This is a genomic window from Deinococcus sp. Marseille-Q6407 (assembly GCF_946848805.1).
In the GTDB taxonomy this organism is placed as follows: domain Bacteria; phylum Deinococcota; class Deinococci; order Deinococcales; family Deinococcaceae; genus Deinococcus.
Genome location: NZ_CAMPFU010000007.1, coordinates 1 through 14,026 on the forward strand (window position 1 = coordinate 1; position 14,026 = coordinate 14,026).

General features: G+C 62.2%; 15 protein-coding genes. 8 read left to right on the top strand and 7 right to left on the bottom strand.

Annotation, left to right across the window (positions count from 1 at the left end):
* Window positions 1-285: 285 nt before the first annotated feature.
* The 5 genes from OCI36_RS12200 to OCI36_RS12220 all read left to right on the top strand — a co-directional run bounded on the left by OCI36_RS12200 (window position 286) and on the right by OCI36_RS12220 (window position 4,972).
* Window positions 286-870 (top strand): carboxymuconolactone decarboxylase family protein, encoded by a 585-nt coding sequence (locus OCI36_RS12200; RefSeq protein ID WP_261665356.1) that lies wholly within the window; start codon window positions 286-288, stop codon window positions 868-870.
* A gap of 99 nt (window positions 871-969) precedes the next feature.
* The gene (locus OCI36_RS12205; protein ID WP_261665357.1) at window positions 970-2,085 is read left to right on the top strand and encodes an acyl-CoA dehydrogenase family protein; all 1,116 of its coding nucleotides are present in this window, start codon (window positions 970-972) and stop codon (window positions 2,083-2,085) included.
* Complete coding sequence (locus tag OCI36_RS12210) at window positions 2,082-2,900, top strand: ABC transporter ATP-binding protein (RefSeq protein ID WP_261665358.1); 819 nt, start codon at window positions 2,082-2,084, stop codon at window positions 2,898-2,900. Before OCI36_RS12205 ends, OCI36_RS12210 begins: the two co-directional genes overlap by 4 nt.
* 60 nt (window positions 2,901-2,960) lie before the next feature.
* Window positions 2,961-4,181, top strand: coding sequence for an ABC transporter substrate-binding protein (locus OCI36_RS12215; RefSeq protein ID WP_261665359.1), 1,221 nt, complete (start codon window positions 2,961-2,963; stop codon window positions 4,179-4,181).
* Window positions 4,178-4,972, top strand: a complete 795-nt coding sequence (locus OCI36_RS12220) for an ABC transporter permease (protein WP_261665360.1) — start codon at window positions 4,178-4,180, stop codon at window positions 4,970-4,972. The genes OCI36_RS12215 and OCI36_RS12220 overlap by 4 nt, the downstream gene beginning before the upstream one ends.
* 29 nt (window positions 4,973-5,001) lie before the next feature.
* Here the strand turns inward: OCI36_RS12220 and OCI36_RS12225 are convergent, their stop codons facing one another.
* Window positions 5,002-5,622: a TetR/AcrR family transcriptional regulator gene (locus OCI36_RS12225; RefSeq protein WP_261665361.1), complete on the bottom strand. Its 621-nt coding sequence runs from the start codon at window positions 5,620-5,622 to the stop codon at window positions 5,002-5,004.
* Between the two features lie 306 nt (window positions 5,623-5,928).
* On the opposite strand from OCI36_RS12225, the gene OCI36_RS12230 reads away from it, so the two are divergent.
* Window positions 5,929-6,912: an IS4 family transposase gene (locus OCI36_RS12230; protein WP_261665425.1), complete on the top strand. Its 984-nt coding sequence runs from the start codon at window positions 5,929-5,931 to the stop codon at window positions 6,910-6,912.
* Here the strand turns inward: OCI36_RS12230 and OCI36_RS13460 are convergent.
* Window positions 6,795-7,121: a protein kinase domain-containing protein gene (locus OCI36_RS13460; RefSeq protein ID WP_409996747.1), complete on the bottom strand. Its 327-nt coding sequence runs from the start codon at window positions 7,119-7,121 to the stop codon at window positions 6,795-6,797. The genes OCI36_RS12230 and OCI36_RS13460 overlap by 118 nt on opposite strands.
* Window positions 7,122-7,124: 3 nt before the next feature.
* Window positions 7,125-8,213, bottom strand: a complete 1,089-nt coding sequence (locus OCI36_RS12235) for a transposase (RefSeq protein ID WP_261665362.1) — start codon at window positions 8,211-8,213, stop codon at window positions 7,125-7,127.
* A gap of 360 nt (window positions 8,214-8,573) precedes the next feature.
* On the opposite strand from OCI36_RS12235, the gene OCI36_RS12240 reads away from it, so the two are divergent.
* A complete protein-coding gene (locus OCI36_RS12240; RefSeq protein WP_261665363.1) occupies window positions 8,574-9,785 on the top strand; it encodes a S8 family peptidase in 1,212 nt (403 codons plus the stop codon).
* Between the two features lie 64 nt (window positions 9,786-9,849).
* On the top strand, window positions 9,850-10,005 hold the full coding sequence (locus OCI36_RS12245) for a hypothetical protein (protein ID WP_261665426.1): 156 nt from the start codon (window positions 9,850-9,852) through the stop codon (window positions 10,003-10,005).
* A gap of 145 nt (window positions 10,006-10,150) precedes the next feature.
* Here the strand turns inward: OCI36_RS12245 and OCI36_RS12250 are convergent, their stop codons facing one another.
* The 4 genes from OCI36_RS12250 to cysM all read right to left on the bottom strand — a co-directional run bounded on the left by OCI36_RS12250 (window position 10,151) and on the right by cysM (window position 14,004).
* Window positions 10,151-11,734 carry a flavin monoamine oxidase family protein gene (locus OCI36_RS12250; protein ID WP_261665364.1) on the bottom strand — a complete coding sequence of 528 codons (1,584 nt, stop codon included), beginning with the start codon at window positions 11,732-11,734 and terminating at the stop codon, window positions 10,151-10,153.
* Window positions 11,731-12,453 (bottom strand): c-type cytochrome, encoded by a 723-nt coding sequence (locus OCI36_RS12255; protein WP_261665365.1) that lies wholly within the window; start codon window positions 12,451-12,453, stop codon window positions 11,731-11,733. Before OCI36_RS12255 ends, OCI36_RS12250 begins: the two co-directional genes overlap by 4 nt.
* A 155-nt stretch (window positions 12,454-12,608) precedes the next feature.
* Window positions 12,609-13,001: a 4'-phosphopantetheinyl transferase superfamily protein gene (locus OCI36_RS12260; protein WP_261665366.1), complete on the bottom strand. Its 393-nt coding sequence runs from the start codon at window positions 12,999-13,001 to the stop codon at window positions 12,609-12,611.
* 76 nt (window positions 13,002-13,077) lie between these two features.
* Entirely contained in the window at window positions 13,078-14,004 is a 927-nt protein-coding gene (cysM, locus tag OCI36_RS12265; protein ID WP_261665367.1) for a cysteine synthase CysM, read from the bottom strand.
* Window positions 14,005-14,026 lie beyond the last annotated feature (22 nt).

Here is a 14,026-nt window from a genome sequence, read left to right on the forward strand (position 1 = left end):
CTCTGGAATGTCCAGAATCCGCTGTGAGAGAATATGGGTGCGCTCCCCTGAAACCTGTTTGTACACACTTCCAGAATTTCAGCTCTGGGAGCGCTTTTTGTCCGCCTATTCAGGTGCAAGTTCTGAGCTATAGTTACCCTCGCGGCAGGGAGTCCTAAAAACTTGCTTGCAAAGGGCTTGAACTCCCAAACATCCAAGTGCATACTGCAGAGCACAAATTTAACTTTCTGCCAAGTGTAAGCATTTGACAGAATATTCTTCCCCTTCTTTCTTTGAGGTATATCTATGACTGTTCCTGATTCCAGCAAAGCCCGCCGACTAAGTGCCCACACCGTAGAGTCTGCCCCAGAAGGGTCACGCGCCCAGCTGGAAGCGGTGCAAAAGCGCAACGGCGGTTACCTGCCCAACCTGCTGGGCGTGCTGTCCAACTCGCCCACGGTGCTGGAAAGCTACCTGACCCTGTCCAAACTGAACGGCAAAACCAGCCTGACCCCTGATGAGCGCGAAGTGGTACAGCTGATGGCCGCTACCACGCACGGTTGCTCCTTTTGCGTCGCTGGACACACCTTGACGGCGCAGAAAACGACCAAGCTAAGCGCAGAGGATATTGAGGCACTGCGCGGTCACAAAACGCTGCAAGACAGCAAACTGGCCGCACTGGCCAGCTATACCAGCGCCGTGATCGCCAACCGTGGAGCTGTCTCAGACGAGGAGCTGCAAGCTTTCTTCGGCGCCGGCTATGACCAGGCACAGGCCCTGGAAGTGGTGCTGGGGGTGGGCCTGGCAACCATCTGCAACTTTGGCAACAACGTGGCTCAGACCACGCTGAACCCCGAACTGGAACCTTATCGCTGGGACGGCCTGAGCTAAGGCCTGCGCCCCCACATCTGACCTGAGCCAGGGCTTCCCTGGTTTTTTTGTAGCCCTACAAACACTGTAAATATCTAATATTTCTAAGAGGAATAAGTCATGAGCCGATTCACTGAACTGCATCAATGGTTAGAGGGCCATGCGGCCCAGCTGGACGCGGGAGATCCGCAAGTCAGCACTGAGCTGCTGCCGCAACTGGCCTCGGCTGGCCTGTTTCGCCTGGGGGTGCCCACGGAATACGGCGGCGCAGGTGGTTCCATCACCGAAGCGATTGAAGCGCTGGCCGATGTGGCCGAGCGCAGCCTGACGGCGGCCTTTGTCGGCTGGGGCCAGCGCACCTTTATCGAGTATCTGCTCACGGGCCGAAGTTCGGGGCCGCTGCGCGAGCAGCTGCTGCCCGGCCTGCTCAGCGGCGAGATCGCCGGGGCCAGTGGCCTGAGCAATGCCATGAAGTTTCTGTCGGGCATCGAGCAGATCAGCCTGAGCGGTAGACCTGACGCCGCAGGATGGACGGTAGACGGCGCGCTGCCCTGGGTCACCAATCTCCGCACGCAGGACCAGGGGTTCTGGGCCGCTGCTATGGTCGCCACGCCCGCCGGCTCTCCGCATCCTCTGGTTGCAGTCAGCCTGGCGCACACGCCTGGCCTGACCCGCACGCCCGACCTGGACCTGGTGGCCCTGCGCGGCAGTGCGACGGCGCAGCTTCATTTCGAGCAGGCTCAGGTGGCAGAGCATCATGTGCTGGACCCCGACGCCGCCGACTACCTGCCACGGGTTCGCCCGGCCTTTTTGGGCCTGCAACTCGCCCTGCCACTGGGCCTGGCCCGCCGCTCCCTGGCCGAGGCCCGCTCCCGGCTGGCCTGCTTCGACACCTCAGTCCTGCACGGGCCTGTGGCGGACACCCAGGCCGAGCTGGACGCCCTGAGCCAGCAACTGTATAGCGGCCTGGCAGCGGGAAAGTTCGTGCAGGACTGCGCCGAGCTGTTCCGCCTGAAAGTGGCCCTGGTCGAAACGGCGGGCCGGGCCGTGGATTTGGAGCTGCAGGCCACGGGCGGGCTGGCCTACCTGTCGGGCCGCGCCGATGGCCTGATGCGGCGCTGGCGCGAACAGGCATTCTTGCCACTCATCACACCCAGTGTGGTGCAGCTTCAGACCCAGCTGGCCCAGGCTGGGCAACCTTACACCGGCACCCCTACCAGGCAGGCGGCGGTATGACGGCAACTCCCGTGCTGAGCGCCAGAAACCTGGCCGTCCGCTACGGTTCTCAGGCAGTGCTGCAGGGCTTTGACCTCCAGGTGGCACCGGGTGAAATCGTCGCGGTGCTGGGGGCCAGCGGCGTGGGCAAATCCAGCTTGCTGCGTATCCTGGCCGGGCTGCAACCGGCAGGAGCCGGAGAAGTGCAGCTGAAGGGCCAGCGGCTGAACAGGCCGCACCCGGCGATGGCCTTTGCTTTTCAGACGCCCAGTCTGCTGCCCTGGCTGAATGTGGAGCGCAACGTGGCCTTCGGGCTGGATTTTCGCCACCAGCCGGCGCTGGACCCTGCTGAAAGACGCCTCCGGGTGGCGCAGGTGCTGGCCGAAGTGGGGCTGGAAGGCCAGGGCCGCCGCTTCCCGGCGCAGCTCTCAGGCGGGATGGCGCAGCGGGCGGCGCTGGCCCGCAGCTTTGCCCGACAGCCGGAAGTGCTGCTGCTGGACGAACCCTTCAGCGCCCTAGACGAGGTGCGCCGCAGCGAAATGCAGACCCTGCTGCTGGCCCTGCTGCAACGCCACCAGACGGCTGTGGTCCTGATTACCCACGATATTGACGAAGCGCTGCTGCTGGCGGACCGGGTGGTCCTGCTGGGCCGCCCCGCTCAGGAGACTTCTGCGCGGCAACTGCGCGAGTGGACGCTGGACCTTCCGCGCCCCCGCGCCGCGCACTCCGAGCAGCTAAGCCACCTGCGCACCGAGGTGCTGCGCTGCCTGTTCGAAGTGCAGCAGGGCAACTGGGCTGCCTCCCCAGAGGGTGCCCCTCAGGCGCTGGTCAGCTGAACCCGCCTGCCCGACCTGCTTGCTCACCTTATTTCCCCGACTCTTTGCAAGGACCCTACTGTGTGCCATGACCACGCTTTTGCGTTTACTGCTCCCTACTCACGCCGCGAGTTCGTTCGCCTGGCCGGTCTGCTGAGCGCTTCTGCCGGGAGCGCTACGCTGCTGGGCGGCTGCACTCCCCGTCAGCCGGACCCGGATGAGCCGGTGCGTGTCGGCTACCTGCCCATCACCGACGCGGCTCCACTGCTGGCGATGCACGGCCTGGGCTACCTGGAAGCCGAGGGCCTGAGTGCCGAGAAGCCCCGGTTGTTCCGCAGCTGGTCACAGCTGGTCGAAGCTTTTGTGTTCGGGCATGTCAATGTGGTTCATTTGCTCTCTCCCCTCCCCATCTGGATGCGCTATAGCGCGCAGGTGCCTACGCGCATTGTGGCCTGGAGCCATGTGGACGGCTCAGCGCTGACTGTTGCGCCAGATATCACCGAGGTGTCCGACCTGGCGGGCCGGACGGTGGCGCTGCCCTTCTGGTATTCAGTACATAACGTGCTGGCCCAGCGCCTGCTGCGTGAAGCGGGCCTGAATCCGGTGGTCAGTGCGCGTGACGCCAGAGGAGAGCGGGACGTACAGCTGGTGGTGATGGCTCCCAGCGACATGGTGCCCGCCCTGAAAGCAGGCCAGATCGCCGGTTTCGTGGTGGCCGAGCCATTCGGTGCCCTGGCCGAAAGCCTGGGCGCAGGCCGGGTGCAGCGCCTGAGCGGCGACGTGTGGAAGGAACACGCCTGCTGCGTGGTCACCATGCATGACCGCGATATCGAGGGCCGACCCAATTGGACCCAAAAAGTAGTGAATGCCCTGACCCGCGCCCAGCTCTGGCTGAACAGTCACCCGGCAGAGGCCGCTCACCTGCTCTCCGCAGAAGGCGAGCAGCGCTACACCCCCCACAAACCGGCTGTACTGGGGCGGGTGTTGCAGCACGAGCTGCCCGCGCAGTACCTGCAAAGTGGCGCAGTGCAGCACCCGGAGTGGCAGGAGCGGCGCATCGCTTTTCGCCCCTACCCGTACCCCACCTACACCGAGGAACTTGTCCGGCAGCTGAGGGAAGTGCGCGTGGAAGGAGACACCACCTTTTTGCAGCGCCTGGACCCGGCTCAGGTGGCCCGCGAGGTCGTGACGGACCGGTTCGTGACCCAGGCCATGCAGGCTCAGGGTGGCCCCGCCGCCTTCGGGCTGAGCGGATACAGCCGCACCGAGACCTTCTCTGCGCCTGCCCAGGGGCCGGTATGAGCCTGGCCGCTTCTTCCCCTGAGGCGCAGGGCAAGTCCGGGCGTCCTTTCCCCTTTCCGGTAGAACTGCTGGGCCTGCTGGGGCTGGGGCTGCTGTGGTGGCTCCTGACCCTCCCTGCTATGACCGGCACCCCCTTTCTGGGGCAGTTCTCGCCCGGCGCGGCGCTGCCAGCCCTGACCCGTCTCCTGGCGGAAGGCACCCTCTGGGAGCACCTGCTGGTCAGCCTGAAGCGGGTCATGGTGGGACTGGGCCTGGCCTTCGTGATAGGTGCGCCGCTGGGACTGTTGGTGGGATCGTCCCGCCTGCTGGAGCGGGCCACCGAACCGGCCTTTCAGCTGCTGCGTATGATTTCCCCGCTCTCGTGGATGCCGCTGGCGGTGATGGTTCTCGGCGTAGGCGACGCGCCCATCTATTTGCTGCTGGCGCTGGCTGGCCTGTGGCCGATCCTGTTTGCCGCAGCTGGTGGGGTCAAGAACCTGAATGCCAGCTGGCTGGACCTGGGGCGCAGCCTCAGCGCCACACGGGGGGAGATGTTCTGGCATATCACCCTGCCGGGCATTCTGGGGTCACTGCTCCAGGGCGTGCGCCTGGCGATAGGTACGCTCTGGATTCTGCTGGTGCCCTGCGAGATGCTGGGCGTGCGGGCCGGTCTGGGCTACTTCATCCTGGATACCCGTGACCGCCTGGCCTACCCGGAACTGATGGCGACGGTGGTCCTGATCGGGCTGCTGGGCTATCTGCTGGACGCCGCTGCCCGCTGGCTGGTGGGGCGGTTCCAGGGGAACACCTGACACGCACTGCATGGGGTCCGGACGGCCACTCACTTTGGTGGCTCCTTACTCTGGTGGCCACTCCCAGCAGCGTCTGCCAAGGCGCGTTCGTACAGGCTGTCAATCATCCAGTGGGCGCGGTCAAGCACTGCAGAATCGTCAAGTCCCCACATATCGCGGAACACTAAAAAAAGCTCTATGCCGAAGAAGGGGGAAAGGGTCTGTACCAACCGCTCGAGATGGACCTGGGGAAGTTGTCCAACCAGCGGTTCTACCGCCCGCCAGAGCAGCTCACGGCGGTGCCCCCGGTTTGGCGTAGCTTGCTCTGGATAAGCTTCTGCCCAGTTGGTCAGATGGACTTGCAAGATCGCCCGGTGATGAACCTCGGCATCGGTGAGCTGACTGAATGTGAAGTCCAGCAACTCGTGCAGTCTTGCCCGGGCATCCTGGGTAACCGGTTCCCAGTAACGAATAGGAATCATCGTATGGCTGGCCAGCGCAGAAACGATATCGGCCTGACTGGAAAAGTAACGGTGAGCCGTTGCCCGCGATACACTGGCCGCTTCCGCCAATTCAGCAACACTTGGAGTGGTGCCACTGTTCATCAGGCGCTCGGCCGTGGTGATCAGGTGCTCAAAAGTGCGCTGCTGGACGGCGGTAGGTTTGCTCATACTCGGTGCAGTCATAACTCATCTCCAGTGTAGATGGTAAGGCGGGCAGATCAAAATGAGACTGCTGTCTTGACATGAGCCTGACCTCAGTAGGTGACAACTTCAGTTCGACCTCGTTCCAGACGGCAAAACCCAAGAGACAGCTCCATCAAGCTTGATGGGGCCGACTGTTCACGGTTTCCTGAGAGTGTGAAAACAACAGAATCCGCTGCTCAGCAGGCTACCGCACTCACCCAGCACTTCAAAGCGCACGCCAGTCATCTCCGCATTGACACCCTTCAGCGCTTGATTGACGTCCTTCTGGCGATGATTGCCGCGAGGAGCATCAATCATCACGACCTGAGTGCCCACATGCCGGGTATCAGCATGCCCCAGGCTAAGAAAAGGCGGGCAGACCGCACCTTCCGGGATGAGCAGCTGGACATGGACTTTTTCATCGCTCTGCTCGTCGTCCATCTTCCACCGGGGAAGGTGTTGCTGAGTCTGGACCGCACCAATTGGGAGCATGGGGAAACGCCCATCAATTTTCTGGTGCTTGGAGCCGTGGTTCATGGCTTCACCCTGCCCCTGATTTGGGTTCCTCTTGATGAGTCCGGGAACAGCCACACCTACGCCCGTATGTGGTTGGTATTGAAGCTCCTCCGCGTCTTGCCAGCGAAACGCTGGCAAGGCCTGGTGGCTGACCGTGAGTTCATCGGTGCGGAGTGGTTCCGTTTTCTCCGTCGTCAAGGCATCAAGCGGGCGATCCGCATTCGGCACAGCGACATGCTGGACGACATGAATGGGAAGGAATGGTTTAAGCACGTCCAGCACGGTCATTTCCATGAAATCGACGAAAAGGTGTTCGTGTTTGGCGAACTCATGCGGGTGGTCGCGACGAGGTCATCCACAGGTGACCTCGTCATCATTGCCACAGATTTCAGCGCTCGGAAGACCTGGAAGCTGTACAAGCAGCGCTGGTCAATCGAGTGCACCTTCAGCAGCTTCAAGAAGCGAGGCTTCGACCTGGAGCGGACTGGGATGACGGAAAGGAGCCGTCTTCAGCGGCTCTTCGGCCTTGTGACACTGGCCTGGATGTTTTGTTTGCGCCTGGGGGTCTGGCTCAGCCAGACCCAGTCCATCCCCATTCTCAAGCATGGTCGTAGAGCGGTCAGTCTGGTGCGGTACGGTGCTCAGTATCTCGTGGATGCCTTACGGTGGAAACCCAAACAGTTCATGGCTATCCTAGACCTGTTGACCCAGCCTTTTTGCCCACCAGGAGGGGCTGGAAGTGAAGTTGTCACCCACTGAGTACCGAAATCACTGAGCTTGATTGTGTTCTCGTCTGCGTCAAAGAGAATATTGCTGAGGCTGAGATCACGATGAATAACGCCCTCGCTATGTGCTAGCTGTACTGCACCAAGAATGTTCTGGAGTGTCTGAATCCGCCAAGCTAGGGTGGGACGACGGCCACAAACTATTCGTTCTTCCAGTGTTTGACCACCGGGAACATATTCCAGAACTCATAAGTTGCACCTTGCATAGCTGAGCGAATAGCCGTGCTGGTGGAGGAATTCTTGCTCTTTTTGAAGCTGGCTCAGCAGGTGGTTGAGCCAGACTTCGGGGAACAGGGTGTAGAGAGCCAGGCGGGCTGCCTCTTTCAGGGTCATGTCCTCAGAGCGGTACAGCATGGTCAGGGTGAAGGCCAGGAAGACCATCAAAATCCAGCGGTCCAGACCCCTGGCAGTTCGCAGCGCGAACTGCGCCAACCCAAACTGATGCTTCCCTTCTTTGAAAAACGACTCCAGTGCCCAGCGCCGTTTTCCTTCAGCAAGGATGTCCTTCCCCTCTAACAGCTCAGACGACACCGCGAAGAATTCACGGTCCCCACGGTCCATCCTCCCCAGGGTCAGCGTTTCCAGAGGCCAGTTGGCGAGGTTGACGTACCCCCCATGCGGACAGTCCGCAACCGTCACCTGTCCAGGATGGTCTGTGCGTCGGTTGCTCCGCACACCCACCACGAACTCGAAACCCAGGCGCTGCACACCGTCCAGAAAGACAGCGGATTCGAATCCACTGTCCGCTAGGACACGTACCCGGAAACGTTTCTTGATGAAGTCCGGCACCTCTTCCAGTAGGTCGAGCGCCAGAGTGACCGGGGTGCTGGTGTGCTTGCCCTGGTAGACCCGGTAAGAAATGGGGAACTTCAGTTCCCCATATTCGGCGAACAGGACCACCAGATGAATGCCGTGCCTGCCGTTGTAGACGCTGACGTAGGGCAGTTGAGTCCCCACCTTTTCCACCGTGGTCAGATCCACACTGAGACGCAGACGAGGTCTGCGTTTGTGACGAGCCGCGTCCAGCAACATGCGCCATTGGGTGTCCTGCATCTCTTCCCAGCAGCGGTCTGAATCCCAGTCATAGATGTTGAAGAAACGGCTGAGTGCACTGGGACTGACTCCCTCAGCCTGGCTGAAGTTGGTCTTCTGACCTGGACTGTGGAAGAGGTGCAGCGAAGCTTGCAAGCTTCGCTGCTGATACAGCGTCTCTGGAATATCCAGAATCCGCTGTGAGAGAATATGGGCGCGCTCCCCTGAAACCTGTTTGTACACACTTCCAGAATTTCAGCTCTGGGAGCGCTTTTTGTCCGCCTATTCAGGTGCAAGTTCTGAGCCTAAGGTAGGGCGCGAAACAGGCAGAGAAGCTCGGCTGGCCGCCACAGGCCCCAGCGAATTTGGGAAGATTCGCCGCACTCTGACTGTTTCTGAAAGAGGTAAGAATATGAAAAAATGACTTTTGTCGCCCTCGGTCTTGGCCTGGCGCTGGCCGCTTGCGGTAACACTCCTTCTGCGCCCGCTTCTACCCCCGCTCAGACGCCGGCACCCGGTGCTTCTGTACCTGGAAACGGCGGAGACCTTGCCCAGGTTCCTGACCCTGAACGCGCTCGCAGCGCCGGGCAGCTGGCTCCTCTGGTGGAAGTGAAACCGGAAAATGCCATCCCTGGGCAGTACATCGTGGTACTCAGCGAAGGCAGCCTGGGTAGTGATCTGAGCGCACAGTCGGCCGGCGGCCTGATTCAAGCGCTGGGACTGAACCCCCAGGGCATCACCATGCAGCACATCTACGGTCAGGCGCTACAAGGCTTCGCCGCTCAGCTGAGCGCGGAAAACCTGCACACTCTGCGAGCCGATCCCCGCGTCAAGTATGTTGAGCAGGATCAGGTCATGCGGGCCAACGCCACCCAGAGCGGCGCTACCTGGGGCCTGGACCGCCTGGACCAGCGTGCCCTGCCACTGGACAGCAGCTACACCTACAACACCAACGTCAGCAACGTCACCTCCTACATCATCGACACCGGCATCCTGACCACCCACAACGACTTCGGGGGCCGCGCCGTGTGGGGCAGCAACCAGACCGGCGACGGCCGCAACACCGACTGTAACGGGCACGGCACCCACGTGGCCGGCACCGTGGGCGGCAACAGCTATGGCGTGGCCAAAGGCACCCGCCTGGTGGCCGTGAAAGTACTGGGCTGTGACGGCTCCGGCAGCAACTCCGGCGTGATCGCCGGCATCAACTGGGCCGCCAGCAACCGCTCCGGCCCGGCCGTGGCGAACATGAGCCTGGGCGGCGGTGCCAGCCAGGCTACCGACGACGCCATCTCGGGCGCCGTGAACCGTGGCCTGACCATGGTGGTGGCGGCTGGCAACGAGAACCAGGACGCCTGTAACGTCAGCCCGGCGCGCGCTCCGCTGGCGATCACGGTGGGTGCCACCACCCGTACCGATGCCCGCAGCTCTTTCTCGAACTACGGCTCCTGCGTGGATATCAGCGCCCCCGGCACCGATATCACCAGTGCGTGGTACACCAGCAACACCGCCACCAACACCATCAGCGGCACTTCGATGGCCACCCCGCATGTGACCGGCGGCGCCGCTCTGGTGCTAGGTGCTAACCCCAGCTACACTCCGGCCCAGGTGGCCAGCGCTCTGAACGCCAACGCCACCACCAACCGGCTGAGTGGCCTGAACGGCAGCCCCAACCGCCTGCTGTACACCCTGGCCGGCACCGACACCACCCCGGCGCCTACCCCCACCCCCCACCCCGCAGCCGGCTCCTGGCCGCACCTACACCAGCACGGCCAGCCAGGGCAATGCCCTGTACGCTCCCAGCAGCAGCAGTGAAACTCGCAGCGGTGCCATTACGCTCACCCTGAGCGGCCCCAGCGGCACCGACTTTGACCTCTACCTGCAGCGCTGGAACGGCAGCACCTGGACGGACGTGGCCTCCAGCGAAAACGCCGGTTCCTCCGAAAAGATCAGCACCAGCGTGCCCAGCGGCACCTACCGCTATGAAGTCTACGCTTACTCGGGCAGCGGCTCTTTCACCCTGACTGTGCAGTAAAACCCGGATATTTCTCCTCAGGCAAACAGCGTGGCCCGCATTACCGCAGGCCGCGCTATTTGTTGCTTAAAGAGTATTCAGCAAGCAAACCTGAAAAAGCCCAGGCCCGGAAGGACCTGAGCTGGAGTGAAGTTGAATAAAGAGCTTAGCCTGCCTGAGCCGCGCTGTGAATTTCCTTCACAGCAGTCATGGCGGAAAGCAGCGCGCCTTCCTGCCAGCCGGGCCAGTAGCTGATCTGTTCGCCGGCCAGGATGATGCGGCCGTGGCGAGCCGAGAGGGTCCTGTAGATGGTCTGGCGCTGTTCGTCGGTATAGGACGAGGCACAACCCAGAACCCAGGGCACCCGGTGCCAGCCCACACTCACACCGCTGATAAATTCCTTGTCGATCTGCGGGTGAATCTGTGCCACCTGCTTGCGCACTTCAGCCAGGCGCTTATCGGGGCTCATTCCGGTGTATTGAATCCCGGTCGGACCATACTGATAGGCCGCCAGCAGCACGCCGGTGTTGTCACGGTTGCGGCCACCGTTGGGGTAAGACACCAGTTCGATTTTCTGGTCGGTATAGGAAATACCGCCGTAAATGCCTTCTTCGGTTTCCCAGAAGCGGCGAGACTCGATGCCGGCCTTGAAAGAAGCGTCGTAAGCAACCTTCTTGCTGGCCTGTACCAGATCCGGATCGGCCTTGAAATCGATCTGTGAGAGCACTGGCAGCGGGATGCTGCAGATGCAGTAATCAGCTTTGACGCTCTTCTCGTTATTGCCGTCGTGGTCGGTATAGACAGCGGTGACTTCATTGTCGCCTACCGTGATCGACTTGACCTTGGCGTTGTAGACGATCATGTCGCGGGTGCGCTTTTCAAAGGCGCGGGCCATCTGGTCCATCCCGCCGACCGGCTGGAAAATCGCCTGCTGGTGTTCGTAGACCAGACCCTGAATCAGGCTGGTCCAGTATTTGTCCTTCATCAGCTCCTGAAAAGGAATCGGGTCGCTGGGTTCCCCGGGCTGCAGGCGCGAAGCCGGGTCGACGTTGTAACCGCGTCGGGCGCTGGAGATCATGCCCTTGACGTACTTGTTGGCATCGTCCAGGGCGCCCCACTCGCTCATGGCTTCGGTCATCATGTCACGGTCTTCAGGAGTCATGTCCTGATCCAGCGCGCCTTTTTTGATGGACTTGGCCAGCAGTTCAGCCGTGTAGCCGTAGAAGTCGGAGCGCACCTCGCGGATGCGGTACTTCTTCTTGGTGTCCTTGCGGTGAACGTAAGCGTTCTCGTTCACCTGGATAAATGCTTCCAGCGGCACCGCAAATTCACGGGCGTAGTGCATGTAGGTACGGTGGTGGTAAGGAATACGCCAGGGGCCAGGGTTCAGGTAGTTACCTTCGCGGAACTTCACCGTCTGGGTTTCGCCGCCCAACTCGGTGAAGGTGTCGCCGCCACGCAGTGTCCAGCAGCGGCCACCGGCACGGTCGTTGTACTCCAGAATGGTGATGTCATAGCCCAACTTTTTCAGCTCGTAGGCCGAGGACATGCCGGCCAGGCCACCGCCCAGAATCAGCACGCTCTTGCCCTTGCCACTGCCCTGCAGGTCCGGCACGGCATCTTCGGTGCCCTGAGCACTCTGGGCCATCCCCAGCGAGGTCATGGCGAAGTAAGCCGCCGAGGTGCCGCCTACGGCACCCATCATTTCAATAAAGCGCCGGCGAGTCACGCCGCTATGTTCGTCTGTCATCCTGCTCCTCCTCCCAGAGCCTTGACTGGGCCTTTGGACCGCATCTGCTCGACATCTTCCGGCTTGGTGTCGCCGTCATATTTGTTCAGGTCGTGGCGCAGGTAGTTCACCACGCTGGCAATCTGCTCGTTGGTCAGGTCGGCCGCGAAGCTGGGCATTCCGCCCACACCGTTGAGGATAAAAGTCAACGGGTACTGCGGGCTTTGCAGGTTCGGGTTGTTGGCCAGCGCCGGGTAGTTCTTCTGGCCCGCGCCGTCGGTGGCCTTGACGCCTACACCGCCGGGCATGTGGCAAGCCTGGCAGGCCTGGGCAAACACGTCGGCACCCTCAGTGGCATCAAAGATGTGCTGCACCACCTGTTCGCCGTTGTTGTCGGCAGTCACGCTGGCAGCGTCGGGGGCCTGGTTGCCAGCGCCGTCCTTGGAGCCGGCCGGCGTGGTTCCGGCCTGCACGCCGCTGTCCTGACCGCTGGTGCCCTTTTGGGTACCGGCAGCATTGTTATCGGCAGACTGTGAAGAAGCCGTCGCCGCCGACTTGTTGGTCGTGGTGCTGGTTTCAGACGTCGTTTGGGCGCTGCGGCCATTGGCCGCCTGGGTGGCCCGGGCCATTTCCCGGTCCGGTGTGGTGCGCGCAAAGCCCAGCAGCAGCGCCGTGACAATCACGAACAGTGCGGCCAGAGCTGCCACGATCTTCCAGACCGATGATTTTGCTTGATCCATTGCGTCTCTCCTCAGGTTAAGTGAAGCCGGCGAGAACAGGCCCCGGCCAGCTGCGCTTTGTGATAAATGACCCTGTAGGTCTAGGGTCAACTTAGTCCTTTTTATCGCTGGGGGCAACTCATGAGAAGAAAGATGAGCACCATCTGAACCGTCGCTTAGGCATCGGGCAGGGCTTCAAGGACCACCACCGCCGAAGCGTGTTCGCGGCTATGGGTCAGGCTGAGATGGGCGCGCCAGCGCCGTTCCGCCATCTCGGCCGCAATGTGCGGTACGAAATGCAGCTGGGGCGCAGCACGCTCAAAGGGGCCGCCGGGCGTCAGGGCACGTTCTACCCAGACTTCCTGCCAGCCAAAAGGCCGCGGCCAGACCTTCTGAAAAGCCTCTTTGGCCGCAAAACGGGCCGCCAGCGAGGGCACCGGATCGCGCTGCGCTAGGGCGTACTCCAGCTCGGCGGGAGCAAAAAGGCGGCGGAAGCGCTGCGGCTCGCGCTCCAGCAGGCCACGGATGCGGGCCAGCTCGATCAGGTCATGGCCGACGGCAACAATCACGCCCAGCATGATAGCGGGCCAAGAGGGAGGCAAGGGCGCCGTCTGGCGACTGCCTCGGCCCGCTCACCGGGCGGCTTTAAGCAAACAGGTCCGACGACAGGTAGCGGTCACCCCGGTCACAGACAATCGACACGATCAGGCCGCGCTGGCCGGCCGCGGTCAGTTCGCGGGCCAGCTGCGCGGCGGCGTGCGCGGCGCCCCCACTGCTCATGCCGGCAAAGACGGTTTCTTCGCGGGCCAGGGCGCGGGTCATGGCGCGGGCATCGGCTTCGCTCACATCGATGACCCGGTCCACCCGCTCAGGTTCGTAGTTGGCGGGCAGGTAAGCTTCGGGCCAGCGGCGAATGCCGGGAATGTTGGCGCCCTCGGTGGGCTGCACGCCCACGATCTGCACGCCCGGGTTCTGTTCCTTGAGGTAACGCGACACCCCCATGATGGTGCCGGTGGTGCCCATGCTGGACACGAAATGGGTGACCTGACCGGCAGTGTCGCGCCAGATTTCGGGGCCGGTGGTTTCATAGTGGGCGCGGGGGTTGTCCGGGTTGCCGAACTGGTTGAGCATCTGGGCATGGCCGGCCGCCACCTCGGCGCGCATGTAGTCGATGGCCGCTTCCATGCCGCCGTCTGCCGGCGTCAGGGTGACGGTGGCGCCGTATGCGCGCATGGTCTGTACCCGCTCGACAGTGGAGTTCTCGGGCATCACCAGTTCGATGTCGAGGTCATTGAGCCGCGCCAGCATGGCCAGGGCAATGCCGGTGTTGCCGCTGGTCGCTTCGATCAGGCGCACGCCCGGCTGGAGTTCGCCGCGTTCCAGCAGCCCCTCAATCATGGCACGGGCCGCGCGGTCCTTGACGCTGCCGCCGGGGTTCTGCCCTTCCATCTTGCCGTAGACATCTACCAGATCGGTGCTGAGACTATGCAGCTTGACCAGCGGCGTGTTGCCGATCAGGTCCAGGGCCGAGGAGTACAGAGCGGGTTGAGAGCCGGGTGCTTGGTCAGTCATGTGCGGCAGTGTAGAGCAGGGC

Excerpts from the sequence above, each read along its gene's own strand:
- OCI36_RS12230 (WP_261665425.1), top strand. The coding sequence starts at position 5,929 with ATGATTGCCGCGAGGAGCATCAATCATCACGACCTGAGTGCCCACATG.
- OCI36_RS12210 (WP_261665358.1), top strand. The coding sequence starts at position 2,082 with ATGACGGCAACTCCCGTGCTGAGCGCCAGAAACCTGGCCGTCCGCTAC.
- cysM (WP_261665367.1), bottom strand. The coding sequence starts at position 14,004 with ATGACTGACCAAGCACCCGGCTCTCAACCCGCTCTGTACTCCTCGGCC.
- OCI36_RS12255 (WP_261665365.1), bottom strand. The coding sequence starts at position 12,453 with ATGGATCAAGCAAAATCATCGGTCTGGAAGATCGTGGCAGCTCTGGCC.
- OCI36_RS12220 (WP_261665360.1), top strand. The coding sequence starts at position 4,178 with ATGAGCCTGGCCGCTTCTTCCCCTGAGGCGCAGGGCAAGTCCGGGCGT.
- OCI36_RS12205 (WP_261665357.1), top strand. The coding sequence starts at position 970 with ATGAGCCGATTCACTGAACTGCATCAATGGTTAGAGGGCCATGCGGCC.
- OCI36_RS12225 (WP_261665361.1), bottom strand. The coding sequence starts at position 5,622 with ATGAGCAAACCTACCGCCGTCCAGCAGCGCACTTTTGAGCACCTGATC.
- OCI36_RS12200 (WP_261665356.1), top strand. The coding sequence starts at position 286 with ATGACTGTTCCTGATTCCAGCAAAGCCCGCCGACTAAGTGCCCACACC.
- OCI36_RS12250 (WP_261665364.1), bottom strand. The coding sequence starts at position 11,734 with ATGACAGACGAACATAGCGGCGTGACTCGCCGGCGCTTTATTGAAATG.